The organism is Planotetraspora sp. A-T 1434 (assembly GCF_025420585.1).
GTDB lineage: Bacteria > Actinomycetota > Actinomycetes > Streptosporangiales > Streptosporangiaceae > JAOEGB01.
In genome coordinates, this window is the sequence record NZ_JAOEGB010000008.1 from 109,227 (window position 1) to 131,635 (window position 22,409).

A 22,409-nucleotide genomic window follows, 5' to 3' on the forward strand; every position below is an offset into this window, starting at 1 on the left:
CGGGCGACCATCGCCTGGAGCCCGGGCCGGCTTTCCCGTCATTCGGCTTCGAAGGCGAGCCGGTCGGTCAGCCAGCGATGGAACTTGATCGCGAACCTGACCCAGTGGGCGATCACCGTGGTGAGGTGCTCCCGCGTTACACCGGCGCCGATGTAAAGCTGTGAGTCACCGATGACCCGGATCAGCCCGCTGTCGGGTGTGAAGGCGTAGACCTTCGGCCACATGGTGTCCGCGTTCCACTCGTTCAGCGCGGTGAGAAGCATCGGCTTCTCGTCGACCGAGTAGTGCCTGTCGTAGAAGGTGCGGATCGTGAACAGATCGCCCTCGGAGCCGAACAGGAAGAAGACCGTGAGCGCGGCGGTGGAGATCGCGATGTCACCCTCGGCGTCGATGGTGTGCTCGAGCTCCAGCTCGTCGAGGATCTGCTTGATGAGCTCCTGGTCCGGCTGGACGACCGCTGGGGAAGGGGTCACGGATACATCCTGCACCATCGGACCGTCAATAAGCCGGTAGTCCTGTGGGAAGGACGTCGAGGCGCAGCGTTCCCGGACGTTCGGCCTCACCTACCGGATGCTCGGCTCCGCCGCCGACCGGGCCTCGGCACCGGCGGCACCGGCGTGCTCGGCCGCCAGATCGTCGACCGGCTGGCGTGCCTCGCCCTCGGTGAACCCGCTGACCGCGTCCCGGACATGGAAGGGAGGCCTCCAGATCCTCACGGCTAGATGACCGGTACGCCGGTGCCTGAGAGTAACAAGTGGCGCAGGTTCCCTGGTCGCGGGTGGTGCCCACATCGGGGGGAGGGCCCGACCAGACCATAGCCACCTGACCGCCAGCCACCTGACCCGCCCATGCAGTCACCTGCGCCATAAACCCCGGAAAGCACGGTCGACCACCCCGCCACCGAGCGCCAACACCCCCGGCTCATGCACTGCGCTGCACTGCACTGCACTGTGCTGTGCTGTGCTGCCCTGCACTCCACTGCCGCTGGCCAGCCCACCCGACGCGGACGTGGCGGCCCCCGTCCAATCAGAACGGCGGGACATCTCTCATGGAGTCCGACCCCAGATCATCACCAGACCTCTCGGCAGGCCCAAAACCGTCGCCAGCCGTTCGGTCGGAATCGGTGGCAGAGTCCGCCGCAGCTGGCGCTTCTTCGAGCCAGGGCGGGCCGTATTCCCAGGTGGATGGCAGCGGGAGGTCGTCCTCCAAGGCCATGGCCACGGTCTCCGAGGTGGCCGGGATGGCCTGGATGATCGGTTCGGGCAGGGGCTCGATGATGGGCGGTGGTGTGACCGGGTAGCGGTGGCCGGTGCGGCTGATCCAGATGAGGTGGCCGGGTTGGGGTTGGATGACGCGCCAGCCGTGGTCGCGCAGGTCGTGGTCGTGTGCGCAGGCAGCGCCCATGTTGTCGTCGGTGGTGGGCCCGCCGTGGCTGTGCTGGCGGGTGTGGTCGAGCTCGGACCGCGCTGCGGGGGCGCGGCAGCCGGGGTAGGTGCAGACGCGGTCGCGGATCTGGACCCACCGCCGCAGCCCGATCCTGGCGAAACGGCGTTGCTTGTCGGCTTCGCCTCCCCGTTTGAGGTGGCCCGGCCGGGGCCCCGTTTGGCCTGCTGGTTGGGGGTCGTCTGTCCAGGGTCCTTTCACGGGGTGGTCCGCGGCATCCGCACCCTCGGTCCCGTTGCTGTCGAAGCCGCCGCTGTCGCTGCTGCGGTTGTCGGTCCTGGTTTCCGTAGTGTGAGCGTCGGCATCGTCAACCTGCCGGGTGACGTCGGCGATCACGCGAGCCCAGCCTGAGCCGAGGGCGGCCAGGTCGGAACGCCACTGGCGCAGCAGCGCCAGCGGGATCTGTAGCTCGACGATCCCTCGCCGACGGACCGACCTCGGCCCGTCCCGTCCCGATGGCCTTCCCGGCTCCTGTCCCGATGCTCGTGGCGAGGGGTTGCCACGGCGGGGCCATCCGGCGGGCCGGTAGGAGGTGATCCCGGCGAACAGCAGTTGCCCGTCGTCGTCGCAGATCGCGAACCGCCATTCGCCGTTGATCTGGCGTTTGGCCAGGCGGCGGGCGAGCTGAGCGTGGATGGGCCCCCACCCGGCGAGCTCGGCGGGAAGGTCGTCCAGGTGCATCAGGGTGGAGACCCGCACTCGCACCTCCCCGGCCGCGAACCCCGCCCCACCCGAAAGCAGGCCGGCCAACACACCACCCTGCGCCGCCTTCGAGGCTGCAGCCTCACCGCCCCCGCCACCTGGCCTCTCCCCGGCACCGAGGTCACCGCCGTCCCGGGGACCACCGTGGCCACCCCCGCTCCGCACGCCGCCGGGGCCATCCGTACCGTCGGAGCCGTCGCGGTCGGTGTCGGTGTCGGCGTCGGCGGCCGTCGTGCCATCCCCGGCTCGTCTGCCACCGGTGGCGTCGGTGCTGTTTACGCCCCCTGTTCCGGCCCGTTCGTGAACGCCGTGCGAGCTGTGGGCGCCGGGGTCATCGGTGTGACGGGTCCGGGCCAGGGTGTGGGCGCCATCGGGACTGTCGGGGCTGTCGGGGTCCGCGGGCTCCCGAGGGTCGGCGTCGTCATTGGACCGGCCGTCGTGGGACTGGCCGTCGTGGGGCTGGACGGCGTCGTGGGCGTCGTCGTTGGGCCGGCCGTCGTTGGGCCGGCCGGCGTCGTAGGCGTTGTCGTGGGGCTGGTCGGCGTAGTGGTCGTTGTCGTTGTCGTTGTCGTTGTCGTTGTCGTTGTCGTTGTCGTGGGGGTTGTCGTTGAGGTGGGGGTCGTAGTCGTCTTCGGCGTCGAGGGGATCCCGGTTGCGGGCTTTGGTGAGGAGGATGGCGGTGATGGCGTCGTCGTCGAGCCCGGTCAGGGTGCCGTCGAGCAGGCCGAGGAAGACGTCGGTGCGGATGTGGTCGATCGGGGCGTGCAGGCCGGCGCGTTTGGCCTGCTGAGCGATGGCATCCACCCGGGCGATGGCGGCGGCGGCCTGGTCCACAGGGAGTTGGTGGCCGGTGATGGTCGCGGTGCCGTCGGCGTGCCGCATCCCTTCGAGGCGGCGGCGTTGCAGCGCCCGCTCGTACTTGCGCCGCGCCCACTGCGGGTCGGCGGCCACCAGCAGCGTCTTGATTTTGTCTTTCAGTTGGCTGGTCGTGCATGCCCCCGCCTTCGGGAGCAGGTGGCCGGCCACCGCGTGGGCGAGGGGGTCGGGGACGCCCTCCAGCCAGTCGTGGAAGACCAGGGCGCGGGCTTTGTCGATGGTCCCGGCCGCCAGGGCGTGGCGGACGGGAGCCAGGCGGGTGGACAGGTCATAGGCGAAGACGTATTCACGCTCGGCGGCGCGGCGGGTCAACACCAGCGCGGCGCGGATTTCGTCGGCGGAGTATTTGTCCGGGCGGGGCATTTTCTTCATGTCGCCCGGGGACGGCTCATACAGTCCGACTTCGGCCATGACGGCGGCTTTGCGGGCTTGGACGTGGGCTTCGAGGCGGGCGTAGGCTTGCAGCACGAGCACGGCGTCGTAGCCGCTCAACCGGGCGATATCCAGCCCGTCCAGCACGGCGGCGAGCCCCGGGCCGGGCGCCATCCGCGCGAGCCCTTCGGGGATTTGCTGCCGTTCGACAATCACACGGTAAAACTACCAACCACCACCGACAAAAACACCCCGCGATAACGCCGCCAATCGCCGCCAGATTACTGCGGAACCTTCAGCCGTGCTAAATCGGAATTATGGGGGACTGGAGAGACCTGTGAAGGTTGTGCCCTGAGGCGTACGGCAGGGCATTCATATTAATATGAGGTTTTCGGCGCTTGCTCGGGTGATGTAGGGCTCGGTGCGATAATTCAATGGTCGCCCGAGTGCCTTTGGTGGCCTCCGAAAGCGCCGGCGCCTTCAGGCCGGGTGAGCCGGCTGGCCGGCGCGGTGCCGTACGTGATCGGGGACCGGACGTGTCGCGAGTGGATCGGTCACCGGGGCCTGCCACAAGGCGGCGAGCGGCAGCACGCCGGCCCACACGTCGTGAGGGTCGTGGGCGTCGTTCGGACCGCCCTCCCGTACCTTGACCGACGCCTCTTCCAGAGAGAGGGCCAGGATGCTGGTGGCGGCGAGCTCCTTGCGATTGGGCTGCCGCGCGTAGTCCCACTGGCCTGGGGTGACTTGCTCGGTGAGGCACTTGAGCGCCGTCAGCTTCTCCTCGCCCTCCAGAGCGCGGGGAACACCGTAAATCATGGCGCTGCGGTAGTTCACGCCGTGCTCGAAGACCGATCGGGCCAGCACGAGACCATCGACGTGAGTGACCGTCACGCATGCCGTGGCACCATGGGTGAGGCTGCGGCTGGCGACCGATCCGTGCACGTAGATGTGGGACGAGTCGAAGCCGTAGACGGTCGGCACGACCATCGGATCGCCGTTCACGACCACCCCGAGGTGGCAGACGAACCCGGCCCGCAGCACGGCGAACAGCGCCTCGCGGTCCGTACGGCCCTGCTCTCGTAGCCGCCTGTGCCGGGTTCGGTCAGTTGCCGACAGATCACTCATGACGTCACATTTAACCAGTACGGCTCAAGCGAGCCGAACGGGCCCTTCAACGGCCATGCCGGGCGCTTGGGCGTCAGGCCGCCGAGGTCGGCCCAGAGGTGCGCGGGAAGCTGATGACGTTGCCGCCCGTGTAGGCGCGCAGGTCGATGATTTTGCTGTCTCGCCTCGGCCTCCGGCGCAGGGCCGGCCTGATGTCCCTGACCTTGGCCAGTGTCGGCACCACCTTGAGCATGATCGTCCCCCCGACCGTGATACTTCCGTTATCCAAGCTCGATAGCTCAGATAGATACAGATCAAGGGGTAAAGCCAGCGTAAAACCTAGTAGGGGAGGGGGCGGCCCGAGGGGGAGCGCAGGTCGAGGTTGAGGCGGCGCGGGGTGCGGCGGGTGTTACGGGCCCGCGAGATCCGTATGCGTCTCATGGTCCGTATCTCCTTCCGGTGATTTGAGCACACTATGTGCCGCGTCGCTTGCCTTCTCCTTGTTTTCCGGCTGCAGGGTGCGCGCCGGTTGCGGGGCCGCATCAAGATTTGCCGCACGGCCCCGCTCGCTGGAATGTCGCTCGTCAGCGGTGGGACCCGGGGACGAGCCTGGCGGTGACGCCGATCCTGTTCCAGGCGTTGATCGCCGCGATCGCCACGACGAGCGCCGCCAGAGTCTCCTCGTCGTAGTGCTTGGCCGCCTCGGCCCAGATCTCGTCCGGGACCGGGTCGGGACGGTCGCTCAGCCGCGTAGCCGCCTCGGTCAGTGCCAGTGCGGCACGCTCCGCGTCGGTGTAGAACGGCGCATCCCGCCAGGCCACCACGGCGAACAGCCGCTCGTCGCTCTCCCCGGCCTTCTTGGCGTCGTGGCTGTGCATGTCGACGCAGTAGCCGCAACCGTTGATCTGGCTGGCCCGCAGCTTGACGAGCTCAAGCGTGCGCTGCGGAAGCCCGCTCTCATGGAGGAACCGCTCCAGGCCGAGCAGCGAGTGGTAGGCCTTAGGGGCGAGCTTCGCCACGTCGATTCTCTGCATTCGTTTCCCCTTTCACATCACAGGTTCCCGGTACGGCTCACACGGGCGAGCTTTTCCGGGTTCATGACGAGGTCGATGGCGGTGATCCGGCCGCCGGCGACCGTGAGCGCCACTCCAGGACGACCAGCATGGCCGTACGCCACTCCCACGAGCCGGGGCCGCAACGCGTCGACCTCCGCCGCGAGGTCGTCATGGTCGTTCACATACTGAGGGCGAGACACGCTCCCAGTGTGTGACAGTTATGCCCAGCGGCCTCGGGGAGGTCCGTCCGTACGCCTCTGGGAGGTCCGTACGCCTCTGGAAGGTCGGTCCGGACGGCTCTGGGGGTCCGTGCCTACAGTTCGGGGCAGGCTTCCCACTCGTGGCAGGGTCGAAGGGGATAGTGGTGGTAGATCATGCCGACCGCCAGGTGGGGGCCCCCGGCCTCCACGGCAGGCCAGACGTCGCCCTGACCGTCTATGCCGTCCGGGCCATCGACGCCGTGCGCGTCGTCAATGCCGTCCCAGCCATCTATTCCGCCGCTTTCGTCCATGACGTCCAGGGCGCTTACGGCCTGGCCGCCGGGGCCGCAGACGCAGTCCGGCGTGCCCTCGTGGCGGATGACGTCGTCGAGCGGCATCACGTGTACGAACCTGTCCATGCCACCTCCACTCCGAGGCGTGAATTGGCCGTCACGTTACCGTAAAGAGACATAAATCGGAACATATGGCTCAAAAGATTACTAATCTCCCGCAGGCGCTTGGGAGGGGCGCGGAAGCCGTACCTCCGCGCCGGTTCGCCCGGCCGGCCGTAAGAGCCCGGAAGGAAGCCCGTCGCGTGTGGGTGGGCAAGAGGCGCGCGCTGAAGGGGGCTCCGCCGTGCGAGCTGAACGAGTCGGCCGCATGAGCTCATGCGAATCCGGCGCGTGTGGCGAGAAGATCAGGCGGCGCGATCCCGGCGCGTGGTGTGGCCAGGAGATCAGGCGGCGCGATCCCGGCGCGTGTGGCGAGAAGGTCCCGCCGTGTGGTCCTTCGGCGTGGGCGGGAACGTCCCGCCGGGTGAGCTGGAAGGGGCACGGATGTCCTGACATGGGGCATCGGGGGGAGAGGCTCGAAGTCCCACGGCGAGCGCTGGAAATCGACCGGACATCGATCACTATTTCGCTATTCTCCCCGATATGGCCGAATCGCGCGGGGAGACGCTGGCCTCGCGATACCACCTGCTGCGCCCACTCGGCTCGGGCGGGATGGGCACGGTCTGGCTGGCCAGGGACGCCATGCTCGACCGCGAGGTGGCCGTCAAGGAGCTGCGAATCCCTGACGGCGTCGCTGACGCCGAACGTGCCGAGCTGACGGCCCGGGTAATGCGGGAGGCGGAGGTCACGGCGCGCCTCCGCCATCCGGGCATCGTGGCCGTACATGACGTACTTGTCCAGGGCGGCAGGCCGTGGATCGTGATGGAGCTCCTCCACGGGCGCGACCTGGCGCAGGAGATCTCGGCGCGCGGACCGTTGCCGCCGCCCCCGGTCGCGGACCTCGGCGCCCGTGTGCTTGAGGCGCTCATGGCGACGCACGCGCGAGGTGTGCAGCACCGGGACGTCAAACCCGGCAATGTGTTCATCACGGGCGACGGCAGGGTTGTCCTGACCGACTTCGGCATCGCGCGGCCGGCCGATCAGACTGCCCTGACCGAGGCCGGGCTGCTCGTGGGCTCGCCCGGGTTCATCGCGCCGGAACGGCTGGCCGGGGAGCCCGGAGGCCCGGCCTCCGATCTTTGGTCGTTCGCCGCCACGCTGTACGCGGCGGTCGAGGGCGTTCCGCCGTACCAGGGCTCGCAGGCGGAGGTGATCCGCGCGACGCTGACGCGGGAGTGCCGGCCGCCCCGGCTTGCCGGTCCGCTGGGGCCGCTGCTCGTTTGGATGTTGGCGAGAGATCCCCTCGCCCGCCCTGACGCCGCGACGGCGCTCGGCCACCTGCGGCAGATCGCGGAGGGCGGCTCACCGGAGATCCGCCCGCGCCCGGCTCGCACCGTCGGCCGCGCGGGCTCGAGAACCCCTGCCGGGTCTGCCGGCCGTACGCGCTGGTGGGTCCCGGCGGTGGCCGTCGCTGTCGCCGTCGCGGCCTTGGGAGCCTCTGCCATGGTGCTCCTCCCGAAGTCCCGGGAGGAGGGATCGGCGCAGCGGACCAATCCCGGCTCCCCGACGTTCACCCATGCGGTGGATCTCTGCCGTTCCCTCGCCGCGCCGGAGGTGGCCAGACTCCTCGGTACGGCGAAGCCGCCGCGGGGACGCTCCCGCGAGGCGGAATGCCAGTGGACCATCGACGGCGCCGGGCTCGGCCTGACGGCCGTGACCGACTCCGACACCCCCGACCCGTGGTCGCTGACGGCCGAGTCGGCTCGCACGCTCCTGGCCGGATACCAGAGGCAGTACGGCTCGGGACCCCGTGACGGCGAGTGGATTTGGTACGAAATCGGCCTCGACCGGAAGAGCCCCGTCATCGAGTCCGTGGCGCAGCCCGTTCCCGATGTCGCCGACCAGGCGTTCGCCTCGGACCTCTCAACGCCGGAGGGCCAGGTGCAAGGGTCTGTGGTGTTCTTCCGCCTGGGTGATCTCGTGGCGAGCCTGCGGTACGCCGACCTCGACGCGACATCCCCCACCGACGTGCGGCGACGCGCCGTGGAGGCGGCGAGGTCGGCCGCCGACGGGCTGAGGGGGCTGGCGTAGCCGTGGACCTGCTCGCGGGTCGATACCGCCTGGTCGAGCGGCTGGGGGAGGGCGGTGGTGGCACTGTCTGGCGCGCCGCCGACGAGGTGCTCCGCCGCGAGGTCGCCGTCAAACAGCTACGGACCGCCCGGGGCCTGAGCGAGGCGGAACTCGCGGACCTCACCGCCCGCGCGATCCGCGAGGCGCGGGCCGCCGGGCGGCTCAGCCATCCGTCGATCGTCATGGTCCACGACGTGGTACGGCATGCCGGCGGGCCCTGGATCGTCATGGACCTCGTGCCGGGCCGGTCGCTCGACAAGATCGTCCATGCGGAGGGCCCGCTCCCGGTGGACCGGGTGGCCGCGATCGGGCTGTCCGTCCTCGGCGCCCTTGAGGCGGCGCACGCCCACGGGATCCTGCACCGCGACGTCAAGCCGGGCAACGTCCTGATCGGGCCGGACGGCCAGGCCATGCTGACCGACTTCGGGATCGCCGCCTTCGCCGGGAAGAAGCGGGACGCGGAGGCGCAGAGCTCGGCCGGGTCTCCCGCCTACATGGCTCCCGAGCGGTTCCGGGGCGAGCCGGACGGGCCGGCCTCCGACCTGTGGTCGTTGGGCGCGACCCTGTACACGGCCGTGGAGGGCCACCCGCCCTTCCAGCGCGACCTGGCCGCCGCCGTCGTGGCCGCCGTGCTGCTCCACGAGCCCCGGCCGATGGTCCGGGCGTCGCCCGAGCTGGCCCGGCTCGTGCTGGCCCTCCTCGGCAAGGACCCCGCGCGGCGGCCGCCTCATGAGGTCGTCCGCCAGGCGTTGGGCGCCCTCGCGGGGCCGCCCAAGCAGGCCCGGGCCGTACGGCCACGGCCCCGCCGTACTGTCCGGACGATCGCCGGTGGCGTGCTCCTGGGCGCGGTGGTCGTGGCGGTGGGGGTCGCGGTCGGCCTGGGAGCGTGGCGGCTGGCCTCCGAGGACGAGGGCGACGCGGGCTCCGGGCGGTTCGCGGCGGCCCCCGACCCGTGCCGGAGCCTCACCGGGACCCAGATCAGGGACCTGCTCGGCGCGCAACCCGACGCGGAGCCGTCCGCGTTGGGCTGCCGATGGGCCGAACGGCGCGGCGGCCGGACCGTGACCGTGTCCTACGAGGTGCCGCCCGCAAGCCAGGGAGCCGGCGGGGCCGACGTGGCGCGGGCCGACTTCGCCGGGCGGCGGACGGCCCAGGCCCGGGAGGCGGGCACCGGGCTCCACGACCAGCCCGGTGTCGCGGACGAGGCGTTCGCCCGAGACGTGGCCGACCCCGCGTCCGGCACTGCCGGGACCACGGTGTGGTTCCGGCTCAGCAACATCATCGTCGAGGTCGCCTACCGGCGTTCGGGCGGCGGGGCGGCCACCCCGGACGACCGGCGGACCGCCGTCCGCGCGGCCGAACTCGTCAGCATCGGGCTCGGCTAGGGACGCCACCTAGTGCCCCTCCCTTCCCTCGAGTGCTCTCAGGAGACGACATGACCAGCGGCGAAGACGGACACTTTCAGCCGGACGGCCACCCACCCGACCGGTCCCGGCCTCCCCAGCCGCCACCGCCGTACGGCCCGCCCTGGCAGGGCACGCCGCCACCGCCTCCCGGCGCGGGCCCGCGAGACGGATCCCTCCCGCAGTGGACCGGGCAGGGTCCGGGGGCGGGGTGGGAGGGGCCGGGGCCCGGTGCGGGATGGCAGGGGCAGGGTCCGGGCGCGGGATGGCAGGGGCACGGTCCGGGCGCGGGATGGCAGGGGCACGGTCCGGGCGCGGGATGGCAGGGGCCCGAGGGATGGCCGGGGTCGGGGTCGGGGGCGGGGTGGCCGGGGGCAGGGCAGGGGGACCGGCAACCGTCAGGGCAAGGAGGGTGGCAGGGGACGACCCAGCCTCCTCCGGAGTTGTGGCAGATGCCCACCCAGCCCGCGCCGAGGCGGCGAGGATGGGCTGTGGCGGTGGTGGCCGTCGTGGCCGTGCTGGCGGTGGCCGGAGCGACCTTCGCCTTCATGATGGTCCGGGGAGGCGGCCCCACCCCGGTGGCCGCACGTAAGCCGCTCGCGCCTCCGGCGTCCCCGGCTGTCACGGCGGCTTCCGCCGCTACGTCCGCCGACGTCTGCGCCATGATCGACCCGGCCCAGGCCGAGCGGCTGGTCCCCAAGGCGAAGATCGACTCAAGGACCAGCGACAACCGCGCCGACGGCTTCGTCAGCTACATCAGGTGGACCTGCGACTGGGCCAACAGGGACATCTCCTACAAGGACGTCACCCGCAGCCGGGAGATCACGGTGAACGTCGCTCGCTATGAGGCGCTCGGCGGCACCACAGCGGAGAGGGCGGCCCGCATCCAGTTCGACGGCGAGCAGAGGCAGTACAAGTACAACGCGACCGTCTCCACGAAGGAGCACTACTACTCCGCGCCGGAGGACTATCCCGGGATCGGGGACCAGGCGGCCGCGCAGTATCAGTGGATCAGGCAGAAGGACGAGTTCTGGTACTCCTTCGGTCAGGGCGTGGGCCGCGTGGGCGACGTGGTGTTCCAGGTGAAGTACGAGGCGAGCCAGCAGAACAAGGAGGCCGCCTTTCTGTCCACGGACACCAAGCAGTCGATCACCGAGGAGAACGCCCTGCGTGAGGTGAGGAGCCTCCTCTCGCAACTCGGCCGCTCGGTCGCGGCATGGCGCTCGGGGCGGCCCCTGCCGTACCACGCGCGGCCCGAGCCCAGCCCGAGCCCGACGGCGAGCCCGAAGCCGACGCTTGTCGCCCTTCCCGCGCCGTGCGTGAGCGTGAAGCCGCTGGCCGCGACGCTCGTCCCGGACACCGAGGGGCTGGCCGCCCGGAGCGTGGACGGCAAGGCGGCGGTGGCCGACTGCCAGTGGTGGAACGAGAAGCTGCCCGCGGGCCATGGCAAAGCCAGGTGGCGGAACCTGCGGATCACCATCCGCGCCTTCACCGATGCCGACACCGCCCGCTATTTCCTCATCGACAAGCGCGCGAAGAACAGGTTCACGGCCAACAGCCAGATCGGCGGCATCCGCTGGGGCAGGATCCAGAAGCTGCCGGGGCTGGGCCAGGACGCGTTCGGCCAGGCCATCCGCCAGCGCACGGACACGGCGCAGTCGAACCGTTACGAGATCTACGTGCTCGACGGGAAGAACGTGGTCTGGGTGCTTTTCGGCGGCAGCGACCGTCCGGAGGACACGCCGATCAACGCCCCCGACTCGACGCTGATGGACCTGAAAGAGGCGACGGCCGGGGCCAGGTCCGTCACCGAAGCCGTGGTGGGAGCCCTGTGACGACGCCCCGATGCCGGCGCTGGGTGGTTTGGACGGTGTTGGACGGTGTTGGACGGTATTGGGGGCGGTACGGAACGGGTATGCCCGACTCGACATCGGCTATCGGGGGGAACGATGGCGACCTGTGAGGTTTGCGGCAACGAATACGACATGGCCTTCGAAGTGCACGCCCAGGGCGTGACGCACGTGTTCGACAGCTTCGAGTGCGCGATCACCCGGATGGCACCGGTCTGCGAACACTGCGGGTGCCGCATCGTCGGTCACGGCGTGGCGGTGGACGATCGCTGGTACTGCTGCGCCCACTGCGCGCGGGAGTCCGGGGCGAGGGCCATCGTCGACCGGGAGGTCACGGCCTCGGGCAGAAGGTGAACGCCCGGAGGGGAAGTCCCGGACGTTCATTCGCCTGAGGGGAACCAGCGGCCAGGTCAGGACTCGAAGGCGACGAGACGCATGATCACGTAGCCGTCGCCCTCGGCCATGGGCGGGAACGTGGTCCCGGGCACCGCCTCGAAGATCTCGGGGCGCTCGGCCCGGGACACCACGCCGAACATCTCGCCCGGCAGCGTCATGCCGAGCGCGTGGGCGCGCTTCGCGGCGGCGTAGAAGCTGCCGCCCGACTCGAGCTCGGCGGCGATGGTCTCCGCTGCCCAGTGGTCGGCGAGCCGGATGAACGCCACGCGCGCATTGTCCGGCTTCGCCGTCTGCGCGCTGAGGTAGTCCTCGATCTCCCATATGAGCAGCTCGCCCAGGTACTGCGACGTGTCTTTCCACATGCGGGACAGGTTCCCTTGTCTTGCTTGATGACCGGTTGCACTCGAATTGCTCGGCGTGCCATCGCCTCTCCGATATCTTGTCCTGGGGTCTGGACCGGGCGGCCAGAAGGCCGCCATCGCCGCCGCGAAGCTGGAGCGGCGAGTGGCCATCGTCGAGCGCCGCGACATGATCGGCGGAGTGTGCATCAACACGGGAACGATCCCGTCCAAGACCCTCCGCGAGGCTGTGCTGTACCTCACCGGGCTCACCCAGAGGGACATGTACGGCAGCAGCTACCGCCTGAAGGAGGACATCACGGTCACCGACCTGACCGTGCGGACGCGGCACGTGGTCGGGCGTGAGATCGACGTTATCCGCAACCAGCTCGCCCGCAACAGGGTGACCGTCCTGACCGGGTCGGGGCACTTCGTGGACCCGCACAAGGTCGCCGCTCTGGACGCGATGAACAAGCTGCGCAGGATCGAGCGCTTCGCCGACCAAATAGTCGGCATGACAGATTGTCTTTGATAAAGCCCATCTGTCAAGTCACCGTCTATCATGAAAGCGTGAGAGAACTGGCGTGCGAACTCCCTGCCGGCCTTGAGGTTGACTTCGGATGGTTGCTGGGCCAGGCGCTGCATGCCCACCTGACGGCGACCAAACGCGCGGCGGACACGCTTCCCGCAGGTCACCGTGGTTATCTGGTGCTGTCGGCGGCGGTCCACGAGAGCGCCCGCAATCAGATCGAAATGGCCCGCCAGCTCCGCCTCGACCGCACGGTGATGGTCTACCTGGTCGACGACCTGGTGAAGGCCGGCCTGGTCGAGCGGCGCCCGGATCCCGCGGACCGGCGCAACCGGCTCATCGCGGCGACCCACCTCGGAGCCGAGCGCCTCGCGCAGGTGACGGCCGAGATCGACCGCGCCGAGGCGCACCTCCTGGCCGCCCTCGACGACCACGAGCGGGAGATGCTCAGGAACCTGCTGCGCCGCGTCGTCGCGGGATCTCTGGCGGAGGACGGCCACGTGCCGTCGATGTGCGAGGTGGCGGAGAACCTACAGGACGCGCTCCAGGGACAGCACGGCGACGAGAAGTGCGACTAGCGCCGCGAGTTGCGCGGCCGACCACCACATCCCCAGCGGGAAGCTGGCCGCGGCCGCCAGCGCCGCGATGAGCCTCAAGGGCCCCTGACCGAGCCCGAGCACCCGGCGGAACCACACGTCGCCGATCAGGAACAGCGCCACCCCCGCCGCCATCGCGACGGCGGGGCCGAGGCCGAGGTGGTCGTGGCCGATGGCCTTCTTGATCCCGGCGGCCGTGGCGACGATGCCCAGCAGCATCGGCACGTGCGCGTAGAAATAGGCGCCCAGGATGAGCCGCGTGCGGCGGACGACGTCCACCCCGATCAGGGCCCGTTCGGGGGCCTCCTCGTCACCGCCGAAGTAGACCCACCACATGGCGGCCGTGAGGGCCAGCCCGAGCAGCGCCGCGACGATCAGCTTGGCGCCCGGGTGGTCGCCGCTCGCGCCGATCCCGATGGCCACGATCGACTCGCCCAGCACGATGATGACGAGCAGGCCGTGCCGCTCGACGATGTGGGCGGGGTGGAGAGGGAAGCCCTTCTGGCCGATGAAGTAGGGGCTCGTCCACAGCAGCAGGAGCGCCGCCGTCCAGAGCACGTAGTTCCCCGGCTCGTCCACGAACGCGGCGGCGAAGATGAGCGCCGTCCCGGCCAGGTTGAAGGGGAGGACGCGGGTGAAGGCGGCCGACGCCTGCAGGTAGAGCGCGCCGTGGACCAGCACGATCACCAGGTAGCCGAGGGCGAAGGCCGCCCCGCCGCCGTCGAAGACGCTCGGGATGGCCAGTGCCATGATCAGGAAGCCCGCCATGCCGAGCAGGATCAGGATCCGCCGGGCCGGCCGATGCGGGGGAACGGTGTTGGTCAGCCAGGCGTAGCCGGAGTACATCCACCACAGCACGCCGAAGATCAGAAGCGTCTGCACCGTGCCCTGCCCGGTGAACCGGTGCCCATCGGACCCCCCTGTGACGGCGGGGTGGGCGAAGTCGCCGACGATCAGCGTCGTCAGCTGTGTCACGGTGAAGACGAAGACCAGGTCGAAGAAGAGCTCGACCGTGGAGACGCGGAGTTCGGCTTCGGGGGAGGTCGGCTGGAGCCGCTCGGCGAACCAGACGGGCAGGCGCATGCCGAAATTATGCGGCTTTCTTGATTACACCTTTGCACCTGTTAGATGACAGCACGGCCAATCAGGACCGAGGCTCATAGGGCGGCGCAGGTCCCAAATGCGTTGCCGCTCCGCACTTTCCCTCAGACAGACAGTGCCGCCATGGGGACGCGCGCGGCGACCATGAACGATCTGGCAGGCCCTCAAGCATTGTTCGAGGCGTCTGGCCGGCCAGTCCGACCAATGGCGGTGGCAGATCGACGGCAGAACGCGGCCGGCCATGGACTAGTCGATGACCTCGGCCCGCAACTGGGGGAAGACCTTCGACACCTTTCCGAGGAGGTAATCGCCGTACGTCCCGGTGAAGGCGCGGAGGTCCTGGCCGTCCCAGCGCGGGCGCCCGCCGTCGCGTTGTGGGCGGGACGGCAGCGGTGGCACCTCCCGGTCCCAGCCGGGGTCGAAGAAGAACGGGAACGAGAGCCGGTCCCGGCCGCTCAGGTTGCGCACTCGGTGCGGCGTCGACCGGTAGTGGCCGCCGGTCAGCCGGTCGAGCATGTCGCCGATGTTGCAGACGAACGTGCCGGGGATGGGCGGAGCCTCCATCCAGCCGCGTGAGGTGTGGACCTGGAGCCCGCCGTTGTCGTCCTGGAGGAGCAGGGTCAGCAGGCCGTAGTCGGTGTGCTCGCCGACCCCCCAGTCCGTCGAGTCCGGCGGCGAGGGCGGATAGTGAAATATCCGGAAAAGGATGGTCGGCGCGGCCGTGTAGCCGGAGGCGAAGTAATCCTCCTCCAGCCCGAGGCTCAGGGCGATCCCACGCATGACGCTCTGCGCGACCTCGGTCAGCGCGTCGAGATAGGCCAGTACGGCAGGGCGCAGCTCCGGCACCTGGGAGGGGAACAGGTTGGGGCCGTGCAGGGGCCTCGGGTCGTCGACGGCCCCTTCCACGCCGAAGTAGATCCCTTCCTTCAGGTCGGGGCGTCCGGAGGTGAGCTCGCCACCCACGGGGAAGAAGCCGCGCCAGGCCCGGCCGCCCCGGTCCATGGAGATCTCCATCTTGCGCTGCGGCGGGAGCCGGAAGAACCGCCGCGCGGCGCCGTCCAGCCGGGTGACGAGCTCGGCGGGCACCCCGTGGCCGCTGACGTAGAAGAACCCGCTGTCCCGGCAGGCCGCCTCGATCTCGCGGGCGACAGCCGTACGCTCGCCGGGAGAGCCGGGGCCGACGAGCGGGCTCACATCGATGACCGGCAGCGGTCCGGAAGCGCTCGACATGATCGTTACCCCAGCACGCCCGCGCGGGGCCTCGCCATGGACGAGGACGCGGAGGACATGGCCTCCGACGCGGCGGAGGCCATGGCGTCGGCCCGCTCGCGCGCCTCCAGGACCTCCTCGACGTGGGTTTCGGCCCACTTCTTCACGGCGGCGATGGGCTCCAGGAGCGAACGGCCCAGCTCGGTGAGCCGGTATTCGACACGGGGCGGGACCACGGGGAAGACCTCGCGGCTGACGAGCCCGTCTCTTTCAAGCGCTCGAAGCGTCTGGGTCAGGACCTTGGGAGTCGCTCCGCCGACCCGTGCGCGGAGCTGGGAAAACCTGAGAACCTCACGACTGAGCGCCACGATGATCAATAGGGTCCATCTGTCGCCGATCCTGTTGAGGATCATCCGCGAGGGGCAGTCCACGCTCAGAACGTCATATTCGCGTTCAGTATCCATTCGGGAACTATAGCGCTTCGAAGTACTCAATACCTGTTGGATACCGGTCGGCCTTCGCGCGCCTTCGGCGACTTGGCGCGGGCTCGACCAGGTGCCGTTCATGCCGACGGGAGGGGTGACCATGGGGGAGGCGGCGGAGTGGGTCAAGGCCGGTGCCGTCGCCGTCGGAATGGAGCGCGCGCTCGCCCGCGCCGGCGCCGCCGCCCTGGCCGGCCTCCTGCGCGCCCTCACCTGACGGTCCGCATTGCGGCCCCGTGGCTGACGGACACCTTGACTGCCCGTTTTGTCCCCTTTACATCCTTGTTGCGTTTTGTGTACCTTTGGTCCCCACGGCACGGACGACGATGACCCCCGCGTTGTTCCGCCGCCGGTCAGTTGCCCGGACCGTGCGTTTCAGATGGGATCCGTCCCGACGGGAACGCCGGCCGCCGAATCCGCACCTCGCGGAGCCGGGGACCCACCTTTGCGGGGTGAATCGGAGCGCCGGCCCCCAGGCGCGCCCGTAGGGCACTTCCTCGCCCGAACCCGTCAGCTAACCCGGTAGGCGGTATGGAAGCAAGGAGCCAACCCCTACATGCCCCACCAGCGACACTCCTCGACCGCCCCCTCTCCCAAGGGCCGGCCGCACCTCTCCCGCAGGCGTCTCCGCACGGCCATCGCCGGTGCGACCCTGGCTCTGTCGGTCGCCGTCTCGACCGGCCTCCTGACGGGCCCGGCGCACGCCGACGGGTTCACCTATGGCGAAGACGTCTCCGGCTACGAGTCCGACTGGAACTGGAGCGCCAGCCCGGCCAAGTTCGGCATCATCAAGGCCACCGAGGGCCTGACCTACGACGACTCCTCCTTCGTCCGGCACTGGGACGAGCTCGCCAAGAAGGGCATCGTGCGCGGCGCCTACCACTACGGCCACCCGAGCAACGATCCCATCGCCGAGGCCGATCACTTCCTCTCCGTGGTGAACGCGCAGCCCGGCGAGCCCGGTGACCTGCTGGTGCTGGACCTGGAGACGTCCGACGACGAGTCCGTCGCGCACGTCAACGCGTGGGCCAAGACGTGGCTGCAGTACGTGAAGGCCAAGACCGGCATCACGCCCTTGTTCTACAGCGGCTGGAACTTCGCCGACACCTACGGCTACGGCCTGGCCGACTATCCGTTGTGGGTGGCCAACTACAGCATGGCCATGGGCACCGTCACGCCGCCCGCCGACTGGAAGTCCTGGACCATCCACCAGTACACCGACGCCCCCGTCGACCAGAACGTCTCCTCGTTGACTCCAGGCCAGCTGCGCGCCCTCGGCCGCCCCTGAGCGTAGCGCTCATCGTCGCCTACTGTCTGTGCCGAGATCGAGGGATCACTTACGCGGCCACAGGCGCCAGGGATGGTTCGAGGGCTCAGTCGGGCTCGGCGGGCGTGCGCCTTCCGGCGACCAGGGTGTCGCCCGGCTCCGCGGGGCGCGAGGGAGGCTCGCTGCGGCTCTCCGTCGTCTCGTCCCGCTTGGTACGGCGGAGCCGCCCCTTGGGGACCGTGTTCGCAGCCGTGTTCGCAGCCCTGTTCGCAGCCGTGTTCCCGGCCGTGTTCGCAGCCGTGCCGTCCTTGTCGTCGGATGAGGCCGATGCCGGGGTGGAGGCTGGAGCTTGGGTGGAGGCTGGAGCGGGGGATGAGGAGGCCGGGAACGTGACGGGCCCCTTCGCGCCGGCCCCCTTCCGGCTGGCCGGCTCGACCGATGGCCCCTTCGGCTTCCCGGCGGTTCCCGGCTCGCCCCGGTCCGTAGGCCCGGTCGCGTGCCGCTCGGCTGTGGACCGCTCGGCGGGGGCCGGTGTCCTCGGCTCACGCAGGGCGGCGATGACGGCGTCGGCCTCCGCCTCCGCGGCGAAGTCCTCAGCCGCCTCGGCCTCGCGCCGCTTGATGACGACCATGTGATCGACCGAGATGCGGCCGGCCCCTCCGACGGCCAGCAGCACGGACGCGGCGCCGAGCGCCACGATGAGTTCGATGTCGCCGCCGGTGAGCGGCAGTCCGGTGTCCCCGGCGGTCAGGATGAACACCGCGAGGGCCTCGGCGAACAGCAGCAGGCCGACGGCCGGTACGGCGAGGCCCGCGATGAGCAGAGTCCCTCCGATCAGCTCGATCAGCATGGCGGCGGCCGCCCAGAAGCCGGGCAGGGGGGCGCCGAGTTTGGCGAAATCCGCGCCCGTGGCGGTCAGGCCGGCTTCGAGCTTGTGCCAGCCGTTGGCGAAGAAGATCCCGCCGACGCCCATCCGGGCGGCCAGCGAGGCTAAGTCGTGGAGGGTTCTCTTCACGGCACTCATTCTGGGGGGCTGGGGGTGGCTTGCCCAGACAATCTCCCCATAACCGGCGGTCTCATGCATGCCCCCGCTACGACATGGCCGGGTCGGATGGTCGGGTCAGGCCGAGACGGGCCTGCGTTCCTCGGCGGGCGCTGGCGCTGGCGCGGGCGCGGGTCCGGTTGCGGGCGCGGATCCGGGCGCGCGCCTGGGGGAGGCGGGGCGGGGGATCAGCACGGCCACGGCCAGCGCGGTCAGGGAGAGCAGCGCGACACTCACCACGACCGTGCTGTGCAGGGCCGTGACGAAGGCCACGCGGGCAGCGTCGAGCAGCGCGGGCCCGGCGGCGCCGCCGGTCTCGGCCGCCACATGGGCCGCGGCGGCGAGCGACTCCCGGGCCTGGGCCATCAGGAGTCCGGGAACACCGGGAATCACCCCCAGAGCCGGCGCGTAGACGACCGTGGTGATCGTTCCGAGGACCGCGATGCCGAGCCCGGCGCCCAGCTCGTAGGCCGTCTCCTCGATGGCGGCGGCCCCTCCGGCGCGTGACTCCGGGACGGACGCCATGATCGTGTCGGATGCGGCGAGCAGCGCCACCTCGACGCCGAAGCCGATCCCCACGAAGGACACGGTCAGCATGGCCGAGTGCTGCTCCACGCCCCACGTGAGCACGGGGGCGAGCGACAGCGCGGTGAGCGCCAGGCCGCCGCTCATGGTGGCGCGCAGGCCGATCCGCCGCAGCACGTGCGCGGCGGCCAGGCCGCCGGCGATCGCGGCGACCATCAGCGGCAGCATCCGGACGGCCGCCTCCAGCGGCGACAGGCCGAGCACGAGCTGGAGATACTGCGCGAGCATGAGCTCCAGCCCGACCAGGGCGAAGATCGCCAGCAGCACGCAGGCCACTCCGGTCGCGAAGGCGCGCTCCGCGAACAGCCCGAGGTCGAGCAGCGGGAACGCCAGCCGCCGCTGGCGGCGCACGAACCAGACCAGTAGGGCGGCCCCCGCCAGGAACACGGCCACGGCGAGACCGCGGCCGATCGTGTGGCCGTATCCCGCCTCCTTGAGCCCGAACGCGACCGCGAGGATGCCGGCCGTGGAAAGGACGGCGCTCGGGGCGTCCCATCGGTGGGTGGCTCCGCGAGGTGACGAGGGGAGGATCCGTACCGCCAGCGGCAGCGCCACGAGCAGCAGCGGCACGTTGATCAGGAAGACCGCGCCCCACCACAGGTGCTCGACGAGGACACCGCCGATCAGCGGGCCTACGGCGGCCCCCGCCGCGGCGACCGCGCTCCAGACGCCGAGGGCGATGGCCCGCTCCCGCCGGTCGGTGAAGACCTGCCGGATGATCGAAAGAGTGGCCGGCATGATCATCGCGCCGCCGACCCCGAGGAAGGCCCGCGAGACGATCAGCGCGTACGGCGTCCAGGAGAACGCCGCCGACAGCGACGCCAGCCCGAACACCACGTAGCCGGCGAGCACGAACCGGCGCCTGCCGTACCGGTCGCCCAGCGTGCCGAAGGTGACCAGCAGGGGCGCGACGACCAGCGAGTAGATGTCGATGATCCACAGGAGCTGCACGGCGCTCGGCTCCAACGCGGCGGTGAGCGCGGGCACCGCGATGTGCAGCACGGTCGCGTCGACGGCGATCAGCAGCAGGCTGAAACAGAGCAGCACGAGGATCGACCACCGGCTCGCCCGGTGCTCACGCGCGATGCCTCGGGCGCGGACGGCGCCGCCGGACTCGGCCTCAACCGCGGCCATGATCATAGGCCGCTCAGGGCTCCCGTGAGCACAGGTCGCTCAGGACCGCCGTGATCGTAGGCCGCTCAGGGCTACGGGCCCGCTGGAACATGCGTGGCAGCTTAGGCCATCTTCGTCGGATCTCTCAGCCGCTTCGGGTCAGCTCTGGAACATATCCGGACAACGATTCCGGAGCCTCTCTAGAGAGCTATAGGTATATATCCGGCGTCTAGGCAATCCGCGACCCGCAACGGATCATGCGGGAGTGGGGAGCGATATCGATCAATGGGATACGTCCCCGGTGCCGCCCCCGCACGACCGCGCCGACCCCCGCGCCTGGTGCGCGGTCGCGGTGGCGAGGTTGTCCCGCGACCAGCCGGAGGCGGCGCTGGAGGCCGCCCGCCAGGCGGTCGGCCGTGACCCGGACGGAGAGTGGGGGCATCGCCTGGCGAGCCTCGCCCTTGAGCGCCTCGGCCGCGACTCCGAGGCGGTCGCGTCGGCCCGGGAGGCCGTCCGGCTCGCACCGGGCTCCTGGGCCGCGCGACTACGCCTGGGCGGCGCCCTCCGCCGGATCCCCGGCCGTTGGCGGGACGCGTGGGCCGAGGCGCGCAAAGCCGTCCGCTTCGCACCCGACGAGCCCGACGCGCACGTGCTCGCCGGCGACCTGGCCCTGCTCAGGGGAGAGCACGAACGGGCGGCGAGGTCCTACGAACTGGCGCTCCGCAGGGCGCCCGACCACCCCGGCGCGCGGATCAACCTCGGTCTCACGCTGCTGCGCTGGGAGCGGCCACGAGCCCATCACGACCCCGCGTGGGACGTCGACCCCCGCGACACGGGCCGCGCCCGGCACGCCATCGAGGTCTGGTCCCGCCAGGTGCGGGTGCTGCTCGCGGTGGCGCTGACCGCCGTGTCCGTCGCCGGGCTCGGCCTCGAACTGCACCGCGAGGCGCAGATCGGCGGAGCCGTGGTGCTCGGGGCCGTCCTGGCGATCACCATCAGGCAGGCGGGCCGTGTGCGGGCCTGGCCGTACGTCCCCGCCATGCTCGGCCGTGACCTGTGGCTCAGCATGTCGGTCTCGGTGACGCTCATGGCGATCGCGGCCTACGTCGCGGGCCTGGCCACCCTCCCGCCGGTCAGGCCCGCGTCCCTGGAAGAGGCGGCGGGCGGCGTGTGGGCCGGTGCGCTCGGCCTCGTGCTGTTGAACGGCGTGGCGGTGGCCGTGGTCCGCCTCCTCGCGGAGGCCTGGCGGGGGCGGCCCCTCCGGGCGCTCGGCGTATTCGCCGCAGCGGCGGCGGACCGTACGGCTCTGCGCGACATCGACGTGACGCTCTGGATCGTCGCCGGGCGGGTGTGGTGGCTGACCGGGCTCGCCGCCCTGCTGCCGCCGCTGACCGGCGACCCGCGTACGGCTCTCGCCGCCCTCGCGGTGCTGGGCGGCCTGCTGTACGCCAGAAGGCGCGTGGCAGGACAGGCAGGGGGCCGCCGGGCGCTGCGCCTCGGGCCGCTCCTGCGCGCCGACCGCTGGCTGGCCGTCGCGTTCCTCGCCCTGCTCGTCGCCATCGCCTGCCTGACCGTCGCCGGGATGGCCGCCGGAGTGTCCCCCATGACCGCGGCGGGAGCCGTACATGGGGAGGGCGGCACGGCGGGCGAGGCGGGGTGGGACGTGGTCGCGCGGTGGTCCCTGCTGGGCTCGTGGGGGGCGCTGGCGCTGGTCGGCTTGGCGTTCGGGGCGCGGGCCTGGCGGGCGTGGTGGCGCGGCGGCGCGGGGCCGTGGCGGGCGTCGCTCGTCCTCTCCGAGGCGCGGGGGCCGCGGCTTCCCGGCGACATGAGCCCCTCCACGGGCCTGAGCGACGAGGTGCGGCATGCCGCCACCTACTCGCGGAGCGTCGTCCTGGCCTACACCGAGCCCGACGGGCCGAGGGCGCTCGCGGTGAGCGCGGTGACGTCGGTGAGCGCGTCCGGCGAGTTCCGGCTCATCGCGGGGGACGAGGCGTGGGACGCCGTCGAGCGTGACCCGCGTGTCGTCCTCTTCGTCGGGGACCCACGCTTCTGGGCGGAGGTCCGGGGCATCGCCGTGCCCGACAACGACGTGCTCCGCATCACTCCACGGCGGGTTCTCATGCGCGAATACCCCGGCCGCCACCAGGCGCGGAGCCGGTAGGGCCGGAGCCCGGGCGCCCGCCCCGGCCCTGCCGGGCGCGGCGGGTCCACCCATTCCGCCGTC

General features: G+C 70.7%; 23 protein-coding genes and 1 riboswitch. Of the genes, 9 read left to right on the plus strand and 14 right to left on the minus strand.

The genetic code is table 11. The features are described from left to right. Positions 1 to 38: 38 nt before the first annotated feature. The 8 genes from N5079_RS12760 to N5079_RS12795 form a co-directional block, all read right to left on the minus strand. A complete protein-coding gene (locus N5079_RS12760; protein ID WP_261583859.1) occupies positions 39 to 473 on the minus strand; it encodes a YbjN domain-containing protein in 435 nt (144 codons plus the stop codon). Positions 474 to 563: 90 nt separating this feature from the next. Then, a complete protein-coding gene (locus N5079_RS12765; protein WP_261583860.1) occupies positions 564 to 716 on the minus strand; it encodes a hypothetical protein in 153 nt (50 codons plus the stop codon). A 310-nt stretch (positions 717 to 1,026) separates the two neighbouring features. After that, on the minus strand, positions 1,027 to 3,609 hold the full coding sequence (locus N5079_RS12770) for an HNH endonuclease signature motif containing protein (protein WP_261583861.1): 2,583 nt from the start codon (positions 3,607 to 3,609) through the stop codon (positions 1,027 to 1,029). Positions 3,610 to 3,873: 264 nt separating this feature from the next. Next, complete coding sequence (locus N5079_RS12775; protein WP_261583862.1) at positions 3,874 to 4,518, minus strand: pyridoxamine 5'-phosphate oxidase family protein; 645 nt, start codon at positions 4,516 to 4,518, stop codon at positions 3,874 to 3,876. 73 nt (positions 4,519 to 4,591) lie between these two features. Next, the gene (locus N5079_RS12780; RefSeq protein ID WP_261583863.1) at positions 4,592 to 4,786 is read right to left on the minus strand and encodes a hypothetical protein; all 195 of its coding nucleotides are present in this window, start codon (positions 4,784 to 4,786) and stop codon (positions 4,592 to 4,594) included. A gap of 295 nt (positions 4,787 to 5,081) precedes the next feature. Further along, the gene (locus tag N5079_RS12785) at positions 5,082 to 5,531 is read right to left on the minus strand and encodes a carboxymuconolactone decarboxylase family protein (RefSeq protein WP_261583864.1); all 450 of its coding nucleotides are present in this window, start codon (positions 5,529 to 5,531) and stop codon (positions 5,082 to 5,084) included. 17 nt (positions 5,532 to 5,548) lie between these two features. Further along, the gene (locus N5079_RS12790; protein ID WP_261583865.1) at positions 5,549 to 5,752 is read right to left on the minus strand and encodes a hypothetical protein; all 204 of its coding nucleotides are present in this window, start codon (positions 5,750 to 5,752) and stop codon (positions 5,549 to 5,551) included. 113 nt (positions 5,753 to 5,865) lie between these two features. Beyond that, positions 5,866 to 6,171 carry a hypothetical protein gene (locus tag N5079_RS12795; protein WP_261583866.1) on the minus strand — a complete coding sequence of 102 codons (306 nt, stop codon included), beginning with the start codon at positions 6,169 to 6,171 and terminating at the stop codon, positions 5,866 to 5,868. Positions 6,172 to 6,687: 516 nt separating this feature from the next. On the opposite strand from N5079_RS12795, the gene N5079_RS12800 reads away from it, so the two are divergent. From N5079_RS12800 to N5079_RS12815, 4 genes are all read left to right on the plus strand, one after another. Beyond that, positions 6,688 to 8,235 carry a serine/threonine-protein kinase gene (locus tag N5079_RS12800; protein ID WP_261583867.1) on the plus strand — a complete coding sequence of 516 codons (1,548 nt, stop codon included), beginning with the start codon at positions 6,688 to 6,690 and terminating at the stop codon, positions 8,233 to 8,235. A 2-nt stretch (positions 8,236 to 8,237) separates the two neighbouring features. Further along, the gene (locus N5079_RS12805) at positions 8,238 to 9,659 is read left to right on the plus strand and encodes a serine/threonine-protein kinase (protein WP_261583868.1); all 1,422 of its coding nucleotides are present in this window, start codon (positions 8,238 to 8,240) and stop codon (positions 9,657 to 9,659) included. Between the two features lie 509 nt (positions 9,660 to 10,168). Next, complete coding sequence (locus tag N5079_RS12810; protein WP_261583869.1) at positions 10,169 to 11,512, plus strand: hypothetical protein; 1,344 nt, start codon at positions 10,169 to 10,171, stop codon at positions 11,510 to 11,512. Between the two features lie 114 nt (positions 11,513 to 11,626). Beyond that, a complete protein-coding gene (locus N5079_RS12815; RefSeq protein WP_261583870.1) occupies positions 11,627 to 11,881 on the plus strand; it encodes a hypothetical protein in 255 nt (84 codons plus the stop codon). Positions 11,882 to 11,937: 56 nt separating this feature from the next. Here N5079_RS12815 and N5079_RS12820 read toward each other — a convergent pair whose 3' ends face one another. Further along, positions 11,938 to 12,285, minus strand: a complete 348-nt coding sequence (locus tag N5079_RS12820) for a hypothetical protein (RefSeq protein ID WP_261583871.1) — start codon at positions 12,283 to 12,285, stop codon at positions 11,938 to 11,940. 55 nt (positions 12,286 to 12,340) lie between these two features. Between N5079_RS12820 and N5079_RS12825 the strand changes: the two genes are divergently transcribed. Then, positions 12,341 to 12,793, plus strand: coding sequence for an FAD-dependent oxidoreductase (locus tag N5079_RS12825; RefSeq protein WP_261583872.1), 453 nt, complete (start codon positions 12,341 to 12,343; stop codon positions 12,791 to 12,793). A 38-nt stretch (positions 12,794 to 12,831) separates the two neighbouring features. Next, positions 12,832 to 13,368 carry a MarR family winged helix-turn-helix transcriptional regulator gene (locus tag N5079_RS12830; RefSeq protein ID WP_261583873.1) on the plus strand — a complete coding sequence of 179 codons (537 nt, stop codon included), beginning with the start codon at positions 12,832 to 12,834 and terminating at the stop codon, positions 13,366 to 13,368. Here N5079_RS12830 and N5079_RS12835 read toward each other — a convergent pair. From N5079_RS12835 to N5079_RS12845, 3 genes are all read right to left on the minus strand, one after another. Beyond that, on the minus strand, positions 13,321 to 14,469 hold the full coding sequence (locus N5079_RS12835; RefSeq protein WP_261583874.1) for a low temperature requirement protein A: 1,149 nt from the start codon (positions 14,467 to 14,469) through the stop codon (positions 13,321 to 13,323). The genes N5079_RS12830 and N5079_RS12835 overlap by 48 nt on opposite strands. Before the next feature lie 264 nt (positions 14,470 to 14,733). Next, positions 14,734 to 15,717, minus strand: coding sequence for an isopenicillin N synthase family dioxygenase (locus N5079_RS12840; protein ID WP_261583875.1), 984 nt, complete (start codon positions 15,715 to 15,717; stop codon positions 14,734 to 14,736). 5 nt (positions 15,718 to 15,722) lie between these two features. Continuing rightward, positions 15,723 to 16,160 carry a winged helix-turn-helix transcriptional regulator gene (locus tag N5079_RS12845; protein WP_261583876.1) on the minus strand — a complete coding sequence of 146 codons (438 nt, stop codon included), beginning with the start codon at positions 16,158 to 16,160 and terminating at the stop codon, positions 15,723 to 15,725. 100 nt (positions 16,161 to 16,260) lie between these two features. Here N5079_RS12845 and N5079_RS12850 point away from each other — a divergent pair, with 100 nt between their 5' ends. Continuing rightward, positions 16,261 to 16,395 (plus strand): hypothetical protein, encoded by a 135-nt coding sequence (locus tag N5079_RS12850; RefSeq protein WP_261583877.1) that lies wholly within the window; start codon positions 16,261 to 16,263, stop codon positions 16,393 to 16,395. 181 nt (positions 16,396 to 16,576) lie between these two features. Continuing rightward, a riboswitch (cyclic di-AMP (ydaO/yuaA leader) is annotated at positions 16,577 to 16,722 on the plus strand. A gap of 12 nt (positions 16,723 to 16,734) precedes the next feature. Further along, complete coding sequence (locus N5079_RS12855; protein WP_261583878.1) at positions 16,735 to 17,466, plus strand: glycoside hydrolase family 25 protein; 732 nt, start codon at positions 16,735 to 16,737, stop codon at positions 17,464 to 17,466. An 85-nt stretch (positions 17,467 to 17,551) separates the two neighbouring features. Here the strand turns inward: N5079_RS12855 and N5079_RS12860 are convergent, their stop codons facing one another. Together N5079_RS12860 and N5079_RS12865 are read right to left on the minus strand one after the other, a co-directional pair. Next, complete coding sequence (locus N5079_RS12860; protein WP_261583879.1) at positions 17,552 to 18,460, minus strand: DoxX family protein; 909 nt, start codon at positions 18,458 to 18,460, stop codon at positions 17,552 to 17,554. Positions 18,461 to 18,565: 105 nt separating this feature from the next. Then, positions 18,566 to 20,206, minus strand: coding sequence for an MFS transporter (locus tag N5079_RS12865; protein ID WP_261583880.1), 1,641 nt, complete (start codon positions 20,204 to 20,206; stop codon positions 18,566 to 18,568). A gap of 244 nt (positions 20,207 to 20,450) precedes the next feature. On the opposite strand from N5079_RS12865, the gene N5079_RS12870 reads away from it, so the two are divergent. Continuing rightward, positions 20,451 to 22,346 carry a hypothetical protein gene (locus N5079_RS12870; RefSeq protein WP_261583881.1) on the plus strand — a complete coding sequence of 632 codons (1,896 nt, stop codon included), beginning with the start codon at positions 20,451 to 20,453 and terminating at the stop codon, positions 22,344 to 22,346. The last annotated feature ends 63 nt before the right edge of the window (positions 22,347 to 22,409 follow it).

What these genes read in the sequence shown, in the direction of transcription:
- N5079_RS12815 (WP_261583870.1), top strand. Translation starts at nt 11,627, where the DNA reads ATGGCGACCTGTGAGGTTTGCGGCAACGAATACGACATGGCCTTCGAA.
- N5079_RS12840 (WP_261583875.1), bottom strand. Translation starts at nt 15,717, where the DNA reads ATGTCGAGCGCTTCCGGACCGCTGCCGGTCATCGATGTGAGCCCGCTC.
- N5079_RS12835 (WP_261583874.1), bottom strand. Translation starts at nt 14,469, where the DNA reads ATGCGCCTGCCCGTCTGGTTCGCCGAGCGGCTCCAGCCGACCTCCCCC.
- N5079_RS12775 (WP_261583862.1), bottom strand. Translation starts at nt 4,518, where the DNA reads ATGAGTGATCTGTCGGCAACTGACCGAACCCGGCACAGGCGGCTACGA.
- N5079_RS12855 (WP_261583878.1), top strand. Translation starts at nt 16,735, where the DNA reads ATGCCCCACCAGCGACACTCCTCGACCGCCCCCTCTCCCAAGGGCCGG.
- N5079_RS12820 (WP_261583871.1), bottom strand. Translation starts at nt 12,285, where the DNA reads ATGTGGAAAGACACGTCGCAGTACCTGGGCGAGCTGCTCATATGGGAG.
- N5079_RS12850 (WP_261583877.1), top strand. Translation starts at nt 16,261, where the DNA reads ATGCCGACGGGAGGGGTGACCATGGGGGAGGCGGCGGAGTGGGTCAAG.
- N5079_RS12865 (WP_261583880.1), bottom strand. Translation starts at nt 20,206, where the DNA reads ATGGCCGCGGTTGAGGCCGAGTCCGGCGGCGCCGTCCGCGCCCGAGGC.
- N5079_RS12845 (WP_261583876.1), bottom strand. Translation starts at nt 16,160, where the DNA reads ATGGATACTGAACGCGAATATGACGTTCTGAGCGTGGACTGCCCCTCG.
- N5079_RS12785 (WP_261583864.1), bottom strand. Translation starts at nt 5,531, where the DNA reads ATGCAGAGAATCGACGTGGCGAAGCTCGCCCCTAAGGCCTACCACTCG.
- N5079_RS12795 (WP_261583866.1), bottom strand. Translation starts at nt 6,171, where the DNA reads ATGGACAGGTTCGTACACGTGATGCCGCTCGACGACGTCATCCGCCAC.
- N5079_RS12800 (WP_261583867.1), top strand. Translation starts at nt 6,688, where the DNA reads ATGGCCGAATCGCGCGGGGAGACGCTGGCCTCGCGATACCACCTGCTG.